This is a genomic window from Methanobrevibacter sp. TMH8, assembly GCF_020148105.1.
Lineage (GTDB): Archaea > Methanobacteriota > Methanobacteria > Methanobacteriales > Methanobacteriaceae > Methanobinarius.
In genome coordinates, this window is the sequence record NZ_JAHLZE010000029.1 from 33138 (window position 1) to 50642 (window position 17505).

Consider the following 17505-nt stretch of genomic DNA (forward strand, 5'->3'; position numbering starts at 1 on the left):
GATCTAATCTTTATTCAAAACTGTTAGTTAGATAGACAAAAATCTAATCTTTATTCAAAATATAATCCACGACTTTATCTTTTTTCTTTATTGAATTGTTAGCTGCATTTTGAACTTTTTCCTTCATGATCTCAAAATCTTCAGGAGTTGTATCACCAACTAACTTTTTGATTTTAGTATAAGCAGCTTCCCTAAATAATGGCTCAAGAATTTCTTCTTTTCCGTCTTGTTTTATCATTCTTGGAATACCGGTATTATCTACTGTACCAATTTCTGAAATTTTTACTCCAACAGATTCTATTGATTTTGTGACTTCTTTAGCTATATCTTCAGGAGCAACTATCATTAAAGAATCAATTGAAACACCAAGAGGATCTATATCTAAAGTTTCAAGCATGTTAAGAACTTTTGGAGTAACCATCTTTCTAATGTCTTCCTCATTAAATTCAAGCCCTAAACCTGTAGTAGTGGATATTTCATGAGCATCCCCTCTAAGACCACCATTAGTAACATCAGTCATTGCATGAACGTCTTTGACAAGATTATCTCGAACAAGTGCATTAGAAGCTTTAATAAAGCTAATATCCATAGTTTCCCATACTACATCAGAAAATCCATTATAAATAGCTGTTGTAGTAATAGTTCCTCCTCCGGAACCTTCAGTAAGAAGAATCACATCTCCAGCTTCAGCCCGTTTTCTAGCTGTTGGAGGATAATTTGATACACCTATAGAACCAACTGCACTTACAAGTCTATCTCCAAGAACCATGTCCCCTCCAACTCGAAGAGTACTTCCAGCTACTATTGGAACATCAATAAGTTCAGATACTGTAGCTACACCTGCTGTAAAATCAAATAATTTACCAACATCTCCATCATCAGCTAAATGAATGTCACTGATAATAGCTACTGGTTCTGCACCCATAACACAAACATCTCTTAGTGATGCTCTAGCTACGTGGAAACCTCCAAGGAAAGGATATTCACTTAATCTTGAATGTATCCCATCAACAGCTGTTGTAATATAAACTTCATTATCGTCTTCACTTCCAACAGGTGATTTAACTACTCCCCCATCATCTTGAGCTTCTGGATTTACAAGAGAAGATGAATTTGTACTAGCTACTATTTCAGCTATTTTTCTGTGAACAAAGAAGTCTCCTGCACCACGAGACCCAACGCCCATTTCACCCATAGCTATATCTGCTTTTGGAATAGCTATTAATTCTTTTAAAAATTCATCATCTGAATTTTGAATATCCAATGTTGTTTGAACTTCATCAATAACACTTTTAGCCATTAAAATTGCATTATCATGATTAATATTTTTATATTCCATTATTCTATTAGCTAATATACCTTCAAGAGATTTTTCTTCTTCTTTATTTAATGATTTGTTCTGTTTAGCTAATTTATCCCGTATAAATCCTTCTATGTCCATTTTTACACCTGATTCCTAACAACAAGACCTTAGGAATTTGAATAATAATTTAATTCTATTAAAATAATTGAGTTATAATGTACTTAAAGTTTGTGCTACTGAATTTGAAATAAAAATCCCATATACAAGAATTGTTTTAGAGTTAAAAAATTGATTTAAAATAGAAATATATTTTGAATAAAATTTGATATTTTTATATTATCAAAAAATCTAAAAGATAAAAGTAAAAAATAAAAAATGAAAGATGAAAGATGAAAAATAGAAAATAAAAAATAGAAAACTAAAATAAAATACTAAAAGAAAATAAAAATTGTATAAAAATTTATCCTATTAATTTACCCATATAATTTATCTTATATTAAAAATTTATATAATAATTATTAATTACATTTAATACACAATAAACAATACTAATATTAATAAAAAAACTATGAAAAAAAATAATTTTTTTATTATATTATTGTTACGATATTTATTATATTACAGATTAAGATAATTTTATTAGTTTTATTAATTTTAAAAGAGAGGGAATTATGCATCCAAGACCAAGCCCAATAGCTGCTTCACTTTATACACTAAGAGATCTGAATGCTGATGTTGTTATAATGCATGGACCGCATGGTTGTTGTTTTAGAACAGGACGGCTGCTTGAAAGTGATGGAGTTCGAGTTTTAACAACAGCTATGGCTGAAAATGATTTTATATTTGGAGCTAGTGATAAACTAGAAGAAACACTAAGAAAAGCTGATGAAATGTTTAAACCAAAACTTGTTGGAATAGTTGGAACCTGTGCAAGTATGATAATTGGGGAAGACTTGAAGGAAGCTATAGATAAAGTAGATACAGAAGCTGTTGTTCTACCAGTAGAATCTCATGGTGGATTTGGAGAAGGAGATAACACAGAAGGTGCAATAGCTGTACTAGAAGCAGCTACCAAATACAATGTTATTCCACAAGAAGAAGCAGATAGACAAATTAAGATGCTGAAATTAGCTACAGAAACAGAGAAAACCAGAGGAATGGCAAAAGGAGAATATATTAAACCAAATTTTGGAGATAACAAAGAAGAAATAGCTAAAATAGTAGTAAAATCTATAAAAGATGGAAAAAAGGTTGCATTCGTGTTGAATGCAAAGAAAGAAACTAGCTATCTTTTTGCAGATGTTATGAATATTGATTTTGATGAAATAAACAAGAAAGCAAATAAAAACAACAAACCAACTATTATAGCTAATCTTGATGAAAATATAGGACTTCCAAGAATAAGAGATCATGCCAAAAATATAAAAAAAGACCTAGCTAAAAATAATATAGCTATTGATTATATAACTGGTGGTTTAGATGAATATCCTATTACCCCAAGAAAAGCTGAAGAAATTTTAAAAGAAAAGAATTTTGATCTTGTAATAGTAGCAGGAGTTCCACATGCACTGAAAGTCGAAGAACTCGACAAAAATACAGAAACAATAGCTGTAACAGACGGCCCACGATTAGTAGAACCACTTAGACAACTTGGTTATGACCATGTCGTAGCTGAGCTAGACGCTCATTCAAAAACCCTAGGAACAGAACATATAGTTGATTCTGACTTTGGAATGATGATAAGGACCGTTGTTGGTTGGGATTAAAACTGGAAAAATTATTGCTATAATTGTTAAACTCAGATAAAAAAATGAAATTAATCGTTGAAATTGTAGAGAACAATCATATGCCCTACCTTTAAAGATTTCAAGGAATTTTAATTCCTTATATCTCATATAGCCTATATAATTTATATAACTTATTATTGTAATATTATAATTTTATATATTCTTATTTTTTACTTTAAAGGAAATTAAACTATATAAAAAATAATTTAAAAACTAAACTAAACTACTAACTCTTTTATATTTTCCATCATAAATAAGCTTAATAATAGCATCTTTCAAGTTGACATTACTGAAATCAACTCCACGGATGTCAGTTCCGCGAATATAAACTTTAGCTAAATTTGATCCTTCTAAATTAGCATTATGTAACTTTGTTCCGGAAAGATCAGCTCCTTCTAAGTTTGCATTTCTTAAATCAGTATAGCTAAGATCAACTCCACGAAGATTAGTTGCTCTCAAATCTGTGCCATTTAAATTAGCTCCACGAAGATTAGCTGATGTGAAATCACAATTTTTAATATTGCTTCCAGATAAATTTACATTAGCTAAATTAGCTCTTCTAAAATCAATATTAGTTAAATCCATATCTCTTAAATCAGAACCTGCCAAATTAGCTTTCCTATAATCTTTCATTATATCATCTCTAAAATATTATATATTTATCTATATATTTGTTAACAATCGTTAATATTTTTTCCTATTTTTATTATATTAAATAAAAATTATGGATAAAAAGAATTATAATAGTCTTCTTGGCTTAATCTTAGTTTTTATCTTATTATTCTCAAATTTATCTTATATTAGTCTTATGTTAATCTTATATTAATCTTAAATTTATCTTATAATGATTTTATAATGATTTTATATAAATTTTATATTAATCTAATTTTTATTAAAAAATTTAGTATTTAATAAATATCTTTTTTGATTTTAATATTTTAATATAAATTAATATAAAAATATTTTATAAAATATAGGATTATAAAATATAGAACATATAGTATTTTTTAAATATATGATTAAATCATGTATCAAAATAGTTAAAAATAAATAATTAATAAAATAAAAAATATTTAGTATAAAATTAAAATCAAATAATGGATTAATTAAATAAATAGATTAATTATAAAAATAATTAAAATAAAATAAAAAAAATTCTGATTAATAAAAGTAATTAAATAATTATATATAAAAATTTTAATTAATAGGCAAAAATCATGATTACAATTATAGATTATGGGAGTGGAAATCTTAGAAGTATTTCTAATGGTTTTTCTAAGATTGATGTAGAGTCCAATATTACAAACGATCCTGAGACAATAGCTGATGCTGAATACCTAGTTTTACCTGGAGTAGGAGCATTTGGAGAAGCTATGAAAAATATTGAACCTTATAAAAAATTAATAATTGAACATATAAATGATGATAAGCCATTTTTAGGAGTATGTTTAGGGCTTCAAATATTATTAACAAGTAGTGAAGAAACTCCAAATGTTAAAGGGTTAGATATTTTCAAAGGAGAAGTTAAAAGGTTTTCAAAAGAAAATGGTCTTAAAGTTCCTCATATGGGATGGAATCAGGTTGATATGACTCTTTGTGAAAAATCAAAAGCTTGTTCTATTATAGATACAGTCGATAAAGACTATTTTTATTTTGTTCACTCCTACTATGCATCTCCAGAAGATGAAGATGTTATATCAGGTATTACAAAATATGGTTTTGATGTTCCAGCTGTTTTAAGTGAAAATAATGTATTTGCTACTCAGTTCCATCCAGAAAAAAGTGGAGTTCCTGGATTAAAAATACTTAAAAACTTCGTTACAATAAATTTTTAAGAAGTTTTACCCATATTTATTTCATATATTATTTTTATTCTATCTTATTTTTCATACTTTTAATTCTATTTTAATTATTTTTAATTAAAAATTATTTTTACTCAAAAATTATAATCTAGAATAGCTATAATAACCTTTTACATCTGTATTTTTATCAACATACTCTGTATCAGGATCTAATTTACAGTCAACTAATATTTTACCATTTAATAATTCAATATGGAATACTCCAAAATCAAGCAATTTAAGATAATCTTCTTTATCTTTAAAATTTACCCAAAAAGGTAAATCATCAAACGCAGGTTTTAAAGTATCTTCTTTATTTATTCTGACGTTAAAAACAAATATTTGTTCTAAATATGTATCAGTATATCCGGTTCCTAAATTTAAATCCATGAAAATTACCTACGAAATTTATTTTTATTTATATTAATTTTTTTATGTATATTAATTTCATCATATTTTATTATATTATTTTAATTATATTATCTTAATTATTATATTATTAATTTTTTGTAATTGATATTTTTATTAAAAAAGAAATAATTAATATTATAATGAAACATAAAAATTAACCAATAATTATACATAAATACTATACAGATAAATTGAATAATTAATTTATTTAATAAATAAGTTGAAATATAAAGAAAAAAGTATGTTTAAAGGACAAATAACTCTTTATAAAACTTTTAAATAAATCATACTAAAAATTAGATAATTACGAAAATAATATATAATAAAAATAACAGACGTTATAATATAAATGAACATTAAATCATGAAGTGATTATATGTCAAATAAGAAAAAATTAACAACAAATAAAGGGATTCCAGTTCCAAATGACCAAGCATCCATTACTACAGGTAAGGGATCTAGCTATGTAATGTTAGGAGATTCTCATTTAACTGAGAAACTTGCGCATTTTGGTAGGGAAAGAATTCCTGAAAGAGTAGTACATGCGAAAGGAACTGGAGCCTATGGATACTTTGAGGTTACAAATGATCTTTCTAAATACACTAGAGCAAAATTTCTTTCTGAAGTTGGTAAAAAAACAGATGCATTCATAAGATTTTCAACTGTAGGGGGAGAAAGAGGTTCTGCTGATGCAAAAAGAGATCCACGTGGAACAGCTATGAAATTTTATACAGAAGAAGGTAATTATGATCTTGTTGGTAACAATACCCCTATATTTTTCATTAGAGATACAATAAAATTCCCAGATTTTATCCATACACAAAAAAGGAATCCTAAAAATAATTTACCTGATGCAGATATGTTTTGGGACTTTATGTCTTTAACTCCTGAGTCTATTCATCAAGCAACATTTTTGTTTACTGATAGAGGAACACCAATGAACTTTAGACATATGCATTTGTTTGGAAGTCATACATTTATGTGGTATAATGAAAAAAATGAATATGTTTGGGTGAAATATCATTTTAAAACAGCTCAAGGAATAGAAAATTTAACCAATGATGAAGCTGTTAAAATGTGTGGTGAAAATCCAGATCATGCAGTTGAAGATTTATTTGAAGCTATTGAAGAGGGAAACTATCCTGAATGGAATGTTTATGTTCAGATTATGACTCCTGAAGAAGCTAAAGAATATAAGTTTGATCCATTTGATGTAACAAAAGTATGGTTCCATGATGACTACCCACTAATCCCTCTTGGAAAGTTTGTATTAAACAGAAATCCAGAAAATTTCTTTGCTGAAGTTGAACAAGCAGCTTTTGCACCTTCTAACTTTGTTCCAGGTATTGGTCCTTCTCCAGATAGATTATTACAAGGAAGATTATTCTCTTATGAAGATACTCAAAGACATAGATTAGGTCCAAATCATCACCAAATTCCAGTAAACAGAGCAAAAAATACAGAAGTTAATACCTATCAAAGAGATAGCTATATGGCTGTTGATGGTAATGGTGGAAGTGGTCCTAACTACTATCCAAACTCATTTAATGGTCCAGAACCTGATGAAACAGTTACCCCACCAACCATAGAAGTAGATGCTGAAATCAACAGACATACTAGACCAACCGAAGACATTGACTTCTTCCAAACTGGTGAACTTTGGAGAAGAGTTTTATCTGATGAAGATAAAGATCATCTTGTATACAATATACAAGTACATTTAGGTAATGCTCAAGAAAGAATCCAATACAGGCAATGCTCTCTTTTTTACAAAGCAGACCCCGAATATGGTTCTCGTGTAGCTGAAGCTATTGGTCTTGATGTCAGTAAAGTCAAAGAATTATCTGAAATGACTCAAGAAGAAAGAGTAGAAGCTACAAAACAATGATATAACTACTTATATTAATTTATTACTTGATTTCATAGAAAAGAGTAAAAAGAGTAAAAATAATAGAAATAATAGAAATAGTATAAAATAGACAAAAAATTAAATAGATTTAATATGGATACTAAAAGAACACTTTTCTTTAGTTTAGGTGTAGTTTTAGTAGGCATAGGTGCTGTAGGAGTGGCTCTCCCAGTACTTCCTACTACTCCTTTTATTATAGCTGCAGCAGCATGCTTTGGAAAAAGTTCAAAAAGAGCTGAAAAATGGATATCTAATAATAGGTACTTTGGTAGCTATATAGAAAACTACAAAAATAAACAAGGCGTACCAATAGATGTTAAAAGAAATAGTTTAATATTCTTATGGATAATGTTGATTATTTCAGCTTTCATTATAAATAAGCCAATTATGTTTATTGTGCTAGCTGTTGTTGGAATCGGAGTTAGTATTCATATTTTACTTTTAAAAACAAAAATAGAAGAAAAAGCCGAATAATCTCTATATAAAATAATTTAATTCATAATTACATATTTATATCATAATTATAGATATTATAAATGATTTATTTAATTTTTAATACAATTATTTTTTTATTTTTTATTAATTCATTTTAATAATTTTTTTATAAAATTTTAATAATATTTTAATAATATATTAATAATATATTTTTATAATTTAATTTTATAATTTAATTTTAATTTACCTTCAATATGTTTTTGATATATTTTAATTTATTTTATAATTCAGTTTATAATATAATTTATAATTCATTTTAATCATCTGTAATTAATCATTTATTTTAATATTTTACATTAAATTAATTTAATTAGTTAATTTCATTTAATATAATATTTTTGACTCATATATACACTATTTTTATATATTTTTCAATTTTTATTTTTAAAAATTTAATTTAAAAGTTTAATATTAATTATTTTATGAAAAATATAAATATTTTAAAAAACATAATAATATAGTGTTTGATTAACTAAAAATAATTAAAAAATGAATAATTAAAAGGGAATGCTAAAAAAACAATGAATAATTAATGTTAAGATACTTGAAAAGGAGTTAAACTATGATGGACAAAAATGAATTTTGGGAATTAATTCAAACATCTTATAAAGAGGCAGATTGGGAAACTGATAAAGAAATGGAACTTTTAATAAATAAGTTGTCTGAATATTCACAGGAAGATATATTAAGATTTGGAAAAATCTACGATATATATGCAAAAGAGTCTTATAAAAAAAAATTATGGGCCGCTGCATATGTAATGAATGGTGGTTGTTCAGATGATTGTTTCGATTATTTTAGAGGATGGTTAATATCAAGAGGAAAAGAACCTTATCTTAATGCATTGATTAATCCAGATTCTCTTATTGATTTAGATATACCTTATGAAGATGACAATTTTGAAAATGAGCTAATGCTGAGTGTAGCTCAAATATCTTTCAATAAAAAAATAGGAACAGAAGAAGATATAAATGTTTATTTTGAAAGAATGAAACAATTTGAACTAGATTCAGATGAAATACTCAGAATTGTAGCTGAAATATCTTTTGATGAGAATATTGATGCTGAATGGGATGAAGATGATGAAGAAAGTTTGAAAAATCTTGTTCCAAAATTATATGATCAGTATTGGTAGTTATTGGTAGATATCTAATGAAAAATATTTAAGGTATTGAAATCTTAATTATTCAAATAATTCAATGAAATCAAAGAGCAATCCTGAATATAAACTAAGGAAATTCAAAAAACAAGATGTCGATAGCATAACTAAATATGCTAATAATAAGAATATAGCTAAATGGCTTACAAATGAATTTCCACATCCTTATTCAAAAAAAGATGCTGGAATTTTTATAGATATAGTTTCAAAAGAAGATCCTATCATTGTATTCGCCATTGAAATTAATGGAGAAGCTGCTGGTGCGATAGCTGTAACACCAGAAAGTGAAAATAAAAATAATGAGAGCAAAGAAAAACACGAAAAAAATAAACAACATAATACTGAGATTCAAGATACCAAAATAAATATATGCAATAAACAAGCTGAATTAGGATATTGGTTAGGTGAAAAATACTGGAACAAAGGAATTATGACATCTGTTATCAAAAAAATGGTTAATTATGGGTTTGAAACATTTGATATTGATTGTATATTTGCAACCCCATTTTTAGAAAATATAGTTTCTCAAAAAGTCCTTAAAAAAGTTGGTTTTAAAAATAATTCTGAATCCAAAACTATAATTAAAAATAGTGAAGCATATGAGGTCTTTATTTTTTCAATTGAAAAAAATCAAATAATAGATATTTAAAAAATGTGTGTTTATTATGATTCCTGATTATATTTTCGCAGGATTATGGGGAGGTATTGGAAGTATCGGACTTCTAATTGGTAGTTTTGTTGGATATAAATATAATATATCTAAAAAATATATAGCAATTGTAACTGCTTTTAGTTCAGGAATATTAATATCCGCCCTTTGTTTTGAACTTCTTCTCGAATCTTATCATTATGGCAATATTTATACCCTGTCAATAGGATTTATTACAGGTGTTGTTGGATTTACTATAATTGATACATTTATAAATCGATTAAACACTAAAAAACAGGCTAAAAGTAATATTAAGGATAATAAACAGATTATATCTGAAAATAATAGTAAAAATATTGGCATTAATATCAATAATAACACAATTAATAGTAATGATAAGAATATCCATAAATATAGAATTATCAAAAATAGATACAAAGGCTACCTTAATAAATACCAAATTGAAGGATTAACTGCTTTTGCAGCTGCAATATTAGATGGGATTCCAGAATCAATAGCTATTGGATTAACATATTTTATAGGAGGACCAATAAGTTTAGCTCTGTTAATTTCAATTTTTATTGCAAACTCATTTGAAGGAATGTCAGCTTCATCCTATATGAAATTAGGCGGATGGAATGGGAAAAATATAATGGGTCTCTGGATTTCTGTTTTAATACTAGCATTTACATCAGCAATGTTAAGTTATATCATATTCTCCCATACTGATCAACACATATTATCCGGCGCATTAGCAATGTCAGCTGGTGCAATTCTAGCTATGATAGCCGATACTATGTTACCAGAAGCTTTTTCTGAAACAAGAGAATATACTGGTCTTTTAATGGCCATAGGATTCTTGATATCATTTACTTTATCACAATTAACATTCGGTTAAATTAGTTTATTAATGATATTCAGTATCAAAACTAATTAAAAAATAATAAAATAGATATAAATATAATAATAACAAATATCAAATACTTATATCTGATAATAGATAATTACATACAATAATAAATACTAAATAACATATTATAATATATAACTATCAAAAAAGGTGATTTTATGAAAGATGTAGCTAATCAGTTTAATAAAATAGCTGAAAAATATGATTCTCAAAGAAAAAAATTAATCCCAGTTTTTGATGATTTTTATGGAATAGCTATTAATAGTGTTAAAATTGAAGACCCTATCCCAAATGTTCTTGAAATAGGAACTGGTACTGGATTATTTACAGAAATGTTTCTTAAAAAGTATCCGAATGCAGAAATGGATCTTGTAGACATTTCTGAAAATATGTTAGATGTGGCTAAAGAACGTTTTCAAACAAACACTAACCTTAATTTTTACTTAGAAGATATCACTAAATTTGAAGTAGAAGAGGATAAGCAATACGATGCAATTATCTCATCATTAGCTATTCATCACTTATCAAATCCAGAAAAAGAAAAATTATACCATAAAATAGGTGAATGGATAAAACCAGAAGGAATATTTGTAAATGCAGAAATGATAGCTGGTGAAACAAAATATCTTGATAAAATGTATCAAGAAAATGAAAAAGAAATGACTAAAAAAGCAGGACTTGATAACGAAAGTGAAAAAAAAGCTTTTGAAAGAATGCACCTTGATATGAAAGTTCCAGCAAGTACACAATTAAAATGGCTAGAAGATGCTGGATTTTCCCATGTTGACTGTATTTACAAAGCATATAGTTTTGGTGTTTTATGGGCTAAAAAATAATGAAACAACTTAAATAAAATTAAAAAAATAAAATATTCATAATATAAAATTAGATAAAACTAAAAAATAAAATTAATAAAAATAAAAATAAAAAATATAAAAGTAAAACATATAAAAATGATTATAAATTAATAAATAAAGAAATTAAAAGTGTTTAGCTAGTAATAATACTGATAATATCTCCATCACATAGTTCATAATCACTAGCTACACGCATATTTTTTCTTGCATTAATAGCATGCATAAATTTGTCACCAATATCTGTATGTACAACATAAGCAAGATTTCTTGGATTAGATCCTAATCTAATGAGAATTGGATCTGGAAGAACATTACCATTATTATCTGTGAATTTATGCTCGTCTTCAACAGGATAGACAACAATCATATTAAGTAATTCAAATACTGCTGTATTTAAAGCTTTTTGAACACCAGTACTACCATATTTCATAAGTACATTTTCTTTAATGTAATTCAAAGCATTGAGTTGATTTTTATTCAATTTTTCCTCATCAACTATCTCAAAATCAGAATCTCCTGAGTTATAATTAATAAGACCTGCTTTAGCTGCATTAACCAATGCAAGTTCACTGTCAGCTGAAGCTGGAATAACATCTGGATATTTTTCTTTAATTCTTTTTATATTCTCTTCAGAAGTTGGAAGATCAGCTTTATTAGCTACAATCAACATTGGCTTAGCTATTCTTCTAAGATTTGTAACTAGTTCAATTAAATCTTCTTTTTCCCATTTTTGATAATCTGGATTTGCTCCTCTTTTTGCTTCAATCACATCTTCAAGAGTTACACCAGTCCCAGACATTTGTTCATATATAACTTTAGCTACATCTAATTTTTCAGCTTCTATTTTCCTAATGAGCCTACTCCAATTTTTGCTTAAAATTCCATACATCCACATTACAATCTCATATTCAAGAAACTCAATATCTTCCAAAGGATCATGAGTACCAGGATCAACTGGACGACCTTCCTCATCAGTAGAACCTGAAGCATCAATAACATGAATAAAAACTTTAGCTTGTCTTAAATCATCCAAAAACTTATTTCCAAGGCCTCGACCTTCATGAGCTCCTGGAACAAGTCCAGCTACATCAATTAATTCCACATGAATATATCTTTTTCCATCTATACATTCAGAATTTCTTGGATTGCATGTGAGTTCTAAGTCAACACAAGGACATGGTTTTACGACATTTGCAATAGCTTTATTAGCATCTATTGTTGTGAAAGGGTAATCGGCCATTTCTACAGTAGAAGTTGTAGCTGAATTAAAGAATGAAGATTTTCCTACATTTGGTTTTCCTGTAACTGCGATTTGAAGCATATTATCACTGATTTAATTGAATATAATAAAATTTGATAAAATCTAATAAAATTTAATAAACTTTGTTAAAATTTAATTTAATCTTAAAATTATTATTTAAATTATATAAAAATTTTTTATATAATTTTTTTTATATGATTTTTTTATATATTTTTATATATTTTTAGTAAATTTATTTAACATTATTCTGATTATTGTATATTTTATTATAATATTTTTTAAAAATGCTCTTAATAATGTTTTTAATATACTTTATATAATATTTTAAAAATATTTTTTAAAAATTATAATTATTATATAAATATCTACATCTATCTTTAATAAATTATCTATAATCATAACATATCATTTATATTTAATTTGATCTAAAAATTATCTAAATTTTAATAAAAAATATAGTGGATTTAATGGTAAATAATAGTAAACAATTTATTATAATTTTTAATTAAGTTATGCAAGTAACAATCCTAATCCCATAACAAGACTTATAGATATAAGTATAGGACCATATACTTTCTCAATAATCTTCGGATCAATTTTTTTAAGAGATTTAGGTCCTAAAAATGCACCTATAATTGATCCACTAGAAAGAAGGAGTATTAAAGGTATATCTAATTTTCCTAGTACAAAATAACCTCCAATACCAGCTAAAGAATTGAATATAAGCACAAATATAGTTGTACCTACAACCATTATAGCAGGTAAACCTAAACTATAAAGTCCTGCAGTAACAGGTGGTGTTCCACTTATTCCAAAAATTCCAGCTAATATTCCACCTGCAAATCCAAAAAAAGAAGCAATAACTTTTTTGAATCCATTTATTTCTACAATTTTTTCTGTATTCTCTATATTATATGTATTCTCCATATCCTCTATATTTTCATTTGATTTTTCTTTTTCTCTTTCTTTTTCTCTTTCTTTTTGTTCTTTATATCTTTGTATAAAACTTTTAAGCATTGGAATTAACATTATCAATACAAAAATACCTAAAATTTTTTCAAGAAGAAGTGAAGGGATTAGATTTGCAATGTATGTTCCTATTAATGTACCAAATATACCCCCAATTCCCAAGATTAAACCTAAACGAATATTTACATTACCTTCACGATAATGGCTAAATGCACCTGCAGCTGTTGTAGGCAAAACTGATGCTAAAGATGTAGCAACAGCTATATGTGGAGGAACACCAAAAACAAGTGTTAAAATTGGTACATAAAATCCACCTCCTCCTCCACCTAAAGTAGACACTAAAAATCCAACTAAAAATCCGAAAAGGGGAATAAAAATTAAATTAAAATCAAACATTTAAATTACAATTCCTTATGTTTTAGTTGGATTTTTCATTGAACAATCCACCATGATAAGCTATAATATTCTCAATATCATATTTTTCGAATTTTTTAATAGAATTTACGGCTTTTTTCATGTTTTTTTCATTTAAAGGCTGATTTTCAGATCCAATAAATTCCCCATTCCTGACTCTTATTTCATCCCCTAGTATTAGAGTTTTGCTTGGTTTATGATATAAACATATATGACCTGGTGTATGATGAGGTGTGTGAATTACTACAATTCCTCCACAATCTGACAATTCTTCACCATCAGCTAAAGTTTCATCAACACGTACATGAGAATTTTCAAATGCATATAATACTTTTTTCTTTTGTTCTTCAGGTAAATCATTAATACGTTCCATAAAAGCAGAATTCATTTTTATCAATTTTTTTTCACCCATTATATAAGGTTTATCCTCTTTATGTGCAAAGACTTTAACTTCAGGTAATTCCTCAATAATAGCTTTAATACCCCCAATATGATCAACATCTTGATGAGTGACTATAATTTTATTTAATTTTTCAAATGGTACGCCTGCATCTCCCATTACTTTTTTAATTTCAGATAAACTTCCTATTATCCCTGCATCAACTAAAATAGCTGTATCCTCATCCCATAGGAGAGTTGGACAAATTGTGCTCTCTTGTCCTATTAATTTCATAGATATCTCTAACATTTCTATTCCATTTGCTATTTTCATTTCTATCACCTTTTAATTTAAAAATAAATTTCAAATTGATAATATTGCCAACTATGTTCTAGAAAGTTTTAAAAAATTTTAAAAAGTTCTAGTAAGGATTCACTATTATAATAAATCCACTATTAAGAAAACCATTATAATAAAGCCATTATAATAATTCTACTATAATAATTCAATAAATTCATTGAAACGAATATATTATGTGAATTAATGGATAAAAAATGAACAGCACAAATTAAAATATAATTTAAAAATTAATAATATGTTAAATATCTAAGTTCCAATAAATTACAATTATTATAGAAAGTTGATTAAAATCATTTAATAAAAAATATAATATAATAATATAGATAAGTTAAAACTAATATAAAAAATTTTTGCTTAAATTAAAAATAAAAAATTTTAAAACTGATTGAGAAAAATAATTTAATTAATTTAAAAAACTTATTTAAATTCGAAAGTTCATAATATTATATGTATGAACATCTACCTCAAGAATATATTAACTACAGTAAAATTTTTACTGACCACTGGAATAGTTTGGATAGGTGAAATTTTAGTATTTTATTTTTTAGCTAATCTTTCAATTGGGTTGACAATAGACAATTTAGCTACAGCAGCTCTTGTTATAGTTATTTTAGAAATTATTAATGCTGTTTTTTGGCCAATTATAGCTAGGCTTTTACTTCCATTTTTTGTATATACAATTGGAATAGGTTCCCTACTTTTAAATGCAGGAATAATATGGGCAATAAGCTTATTTATACCTAGTTTGAGTATTTCGGGTTATGCTTTAATACTTGTTCCATTAGGTATAGCTGCTATACATACAATATTAAAAACAATTTTAATAAATGATGAAGAATCCTATTATAACTTCATTATAAGAAGAAAAAACAAAAGAGCAATGGATGGAAGTATTGTAATAACTGATGATTACATAAATAATATCAGATCTCGTATTGATCAGAATAAAAATGAAAATAATGAAATTAATGACAAAAATAATAATAATAATAATAATAATAATAAAGAAGATTTAGAATACACTGATAAAAATTTAGAATATCCTATAAAAACAGAAGATGAACACTTTGGATTAATAATAATAGAGATTGATGGTTTAGCTAAAGATATTTTAGAAGAAGCAATTGAAAAAGGATATATGCCAACATTAGCTAGTTGGAAAGATACAACCCATAAAATAAAAGAATGGGAAACAGATCTTTCAAGTCAAACAGGATCTAGTCAAGCTGGAATTTTACATGGAAATAATGAGAATATTGTAGCTTTTAGATGGGTAGAAAAAGAAAACAACAACAAAATCATGGTTTCAACTGGTCTTCTTGATGCTCCTAAAATAGAAAAAAGAGTGTCCGATGGAAACGGACTTCTCAATAAAAATGGATCTAGTCGTTCTAATCTTTTTTCTGGTGATACTGACAATGTATTGTTTACTTATAGTAAAATGTACGATATAAAAAAGTTTTATAATAAAACATGGTATTATGTTTATTCAAATCCATCAAATTTTGGACGTATTGTTTTACTTTGTGGAGCAGATATCTTGAGAGAGATGGCATCTCAAATAAATCATAAAATCAAAGATATAAAACCACGTATTAGGAAAAATTTCATATATTTTTTTATAAGATCTTGTGCAAATGTTTATATGAGGGAAATAACCACACAAACCATAGTAGGAGATATGATCAAAGGAGAAACTGATATAGTATATTCCACATATTTAGGTTATGATGAAATAGCACATCACTCTGGAATTAGAGATAATGACTCATTTCAGGCCCTTAAAGGAATAGATAAACAAATAAGGAGAATAGCTGGTGCAAATAGATATTCTACAAAACCATACCATATTGTTGTTCAATCTGATCATGGACAAAGTAATGGAGCTACATTTAAACAGAGATATGACCTTAGTCTAAAAGATTTAGTACACAACTTGCTTCCAGAAGATATGAAAATTTACAGTGAACTATCTTCAAATGAAGACCATTTTTCACAAGCTATTACACTACCTATAAAAGATGTAAAAGATAAAGTTAAAGACAAAACTAGCATTGCAAAGGATAAATATGATGAAATTTCAACAAAAATTATTTCAAAAAGAGATGATATATTAGAATATGTTAAAAAGCATAAAATACCTAAAAATATTACAAAAGAAAAGATAAATACCAACTTAAATAATGCTGAAGTTATTGTTCTTGCATCTGGAAATCTTGGACTTATTTACTTGACACAATGGAAAGATAGACTTGACTATGAATCAATAAGAACATTGTTTCCAGAGTTAATTCCAGGTCTTGTTCAACATGAAGGAATTGGATTTATTTTAGTTGATTCCAAAGAACATGGAGCTCTTGCAATTGGAAAAGAAGGAGTATATTATTTAGAAAAAGATACATTCGAAGGAAAGAATCCTTTGTCTGATTTTGGACCTAATGCGACTAAACATCTCCTTAGAACAAACAATTTCAAATATACGCCAGATATTTTGGTAAATAGCTTTTATGATAATGATAAAGATGAAGTAGCTGCATTTGAAGAGTTAATTGGAAGTCATGGAGGACTTGGAGGAACACAAAATAGACCATTCATCATGTATCCAAATAATTGGAAAATAGGAGAAAATGATATTATTGGTGCTGAAGCTATTCATAAAATTATTAAAGAAAATTCAAAGAAGTTATAATAAAAAAATTATAAAAAAATATAAAAAATATAAGAAATTATAAAAAATTTATGTTACTTCAACATGTATAATTGTAAAAATTTATAATTGTGTTACTTCAACATATATGTTA

15 protein-coding genes are annotated in these 17505 nt (G+C 26.5%); 9 read left to right on the top strand and 6 right to left on the bottom strand.

From position 1 onward, the window contains the following. Positions 1–43: 43 nt before the first annotated feature. A complete protein-coding gene (locus KQY27_RS06000) occupies positions 44–1441 on the bottom strand; it encodes an AIR synthase-related protein (RefSeq protein WP_224425662.1) in 1398 nt (465 codons plus the stop codon). A gap of 533 nt (positions 1442–1974) precedes the next feature. Between KQY27_RS06000 and cfbD the strand changes: the two genes are divergently transcribed. Continuing rightward, a complete protein-coding gene (gene cfbD / locus KQY27_RS06005) occupies positions 1975–3069 on the top strand; it encodes a Ni-sirohydrochlorin a,c-diamide reductive cyclase catalytic subunit (RefSeq protein WP_224425663.1) in 1095 nt (364 codons plus the stop codon). 234 nt (positions 3070–3303) lie between these two features. Here the strand turns inward: cfbD and KQY27_RS06010 are convergent, their stop codons facing one another. Next, positions 3304–3723, bottom strand: a complete 420-nt coding sequence (locus KQY27_RS06010) for a pentapeptide repeat-containing protein (RefSeq protein WP_224425664.1) — start codon at positions 3721–3723, stop codon at positions 3304–3306. 584 nt (positions 3724–4307) lie between these two features. Between KQY27_RS06010 and hisH the strand changes: the two genes are divergently transcribed. Beyond that, the gene (hisH, locus tag KQY27_RS06015) at positions 4308–4925 is read left to right on the top strand and encodes an imidazole glycerol phosphate synthase subunit HisH (protein WP_224425665.1); all 618 of its coding nucleotides are present in this window, start codon (positions 4308–4310) and stop codon (positions 4923–4925) included. Between the two features lie 108 nt (positions 4926–5033). Here the strand turns inward: hisH and KQY27_RS06020 are convergent, their stop codons facing one another. Next, positions 5034–5321, bottom strand: a complete 288-nt coding sequence (locus KQY27_RS06020) for a hypothetical protein (RefSeq protein ID WP_224425666.1) — start codon at positions 5319–5321, stop codon at positions 5034–5036. 397 nt (positions 5322–5718) lie between these two features. Between KQY27_RS06020 and KQY27_RS06025 the strand changes: the two genes are divergently transcribed. The 6 genes from KQY27_RS06025 to KQY27_RS06050 all read left to right on the top strand — a co-directional run bounded on the left by KQY27_RS06025 (position 5719) and on the right by KQY27_RS06050 (position 11300). Next, positions 5719–7230: a catalase gene (locus KQY27_RS06025; RefSeq protein WP_224425667.1), complete on the top strand. Its 1512-nt coding sequence runs from the start codon at positions 5719–5721 to the stop codon at positions 7228–7230. A 114-nt stretch (positions 7231–7344) separates the two neighbouring features. Then, the gene (locus KQY27_RS06030; RefSeq protein WP_224425668.1) at positions 7345–7725 is read left to right on the top strand and encodes a YbaN family protein; all 381 of its coding nucleotides are present in this window, start codon (positions 7345–7347) and stop codon (positions 7723–7725) included. 583 nt (positions 7726–8308) lie between these two features. Then, the gene (locus KQY27_RS06035) at positions 8309–8881 is read left to right on the top strand and encodes a DUF4240 domain-containing protein (protein WP_224425669.1); all 573 of its coding nucleotides are present in this window, start codon (positions 8309–8311) and stop codon (positions 8879–8881) included. A gap of 64 nt (positions 8882–8945) precedes the next feature. Next, the gene (locus KQY27_RS06040) at positions 8946–9554 is read left to right on the top strand and encodes a GNAT family protein (RefSeq protein WP_224425670.1); all 609 of its coding nucleotides are present in this window, start codon (positions 8946–8948) and stop codon (positions 9552–9554) included. A gap of 16 nt (positions 9555–9570) precedes the next feature. Further along, positions 9571–10452 carry a ZIP family metal transporter gene (locus KQY27_RS06045; RefSeq protein WP_224425671.1) on the top strand — a complete coding sequence of 294 codons (882 nt, stop codon included), beginning with the start codon at positions 9571–9573 and terminating at the stop codon, positions 10450–10452. A gap of 170 nt (positions 10453–10622) precedes the next feature. Beyond that, positions 10623–11300, top strand: coding sequence for a class I SAM-dependent methyltransferase (locus tag KQY27_RS06050; RefSeq protein ID WP_224425672.1), 678 nt, complete (start codon positions 10623–10625; stop codon positions 11298–11300). 154 nt (positions 11301–11454) lie between these two features. Here KQY27_RS06050 and KQY27_RS06055 read toward each other — a convergent pair whose 3' ends face one another. From KQY27_RS06055 to KQY27_RS06065, 3 genes are all read right to left on the bottom strand, one after another. Beyond that, complete coding sequence (locus KQY27_RS06055) at positions 11455–12642, bottom strand: redox-regulated ATPase YchF (protein WP_224425673.1); 1188 nt, start codon at positions 12640–12642, stop codon at positions 11455–11457. Between the two features lie 450 nt (positions 12643–13092). Next, positions 13093–13947, bottom strand: a complete 855-nt coding sequence (locus tag KQY27_RS06060) for a sulfite exporter TauE/SafE family protein (RefSeq protein ID WP_224425674.1) — start codon at positions 13945–13947, stop codon at positions 13093–13095. A 22-nt stretch (positions 13948–13969) separates the two neighbouring features. Next, positions 13970–14677, bottom strand: a complete 708-nt coding sequence (locus tag KQY27_RS06065) for an MBL fold metallo-hydrolase (protein ID WP_224425675.1) — start codon at positions 14675–14677, stop codon at positions 13970–13972. Positions 14678–15155: 478 nt separating this feature from the next. On the opposite strand from KQY27_RS06065, the gene KQY27_RS06070 reads away from it, so the two are divergent. Beyond that, positions 15156–17393, top strand: a complete 2238-nt coding sequence (locus tag KQY27_RS06070; protein ID WP_224425676.1) for a phage holin family protein — start codon at positions 15156–15158, stop codon at positions 17391–17393. Positions 17394–17505 lie beyond the last annotated feature (112 nt).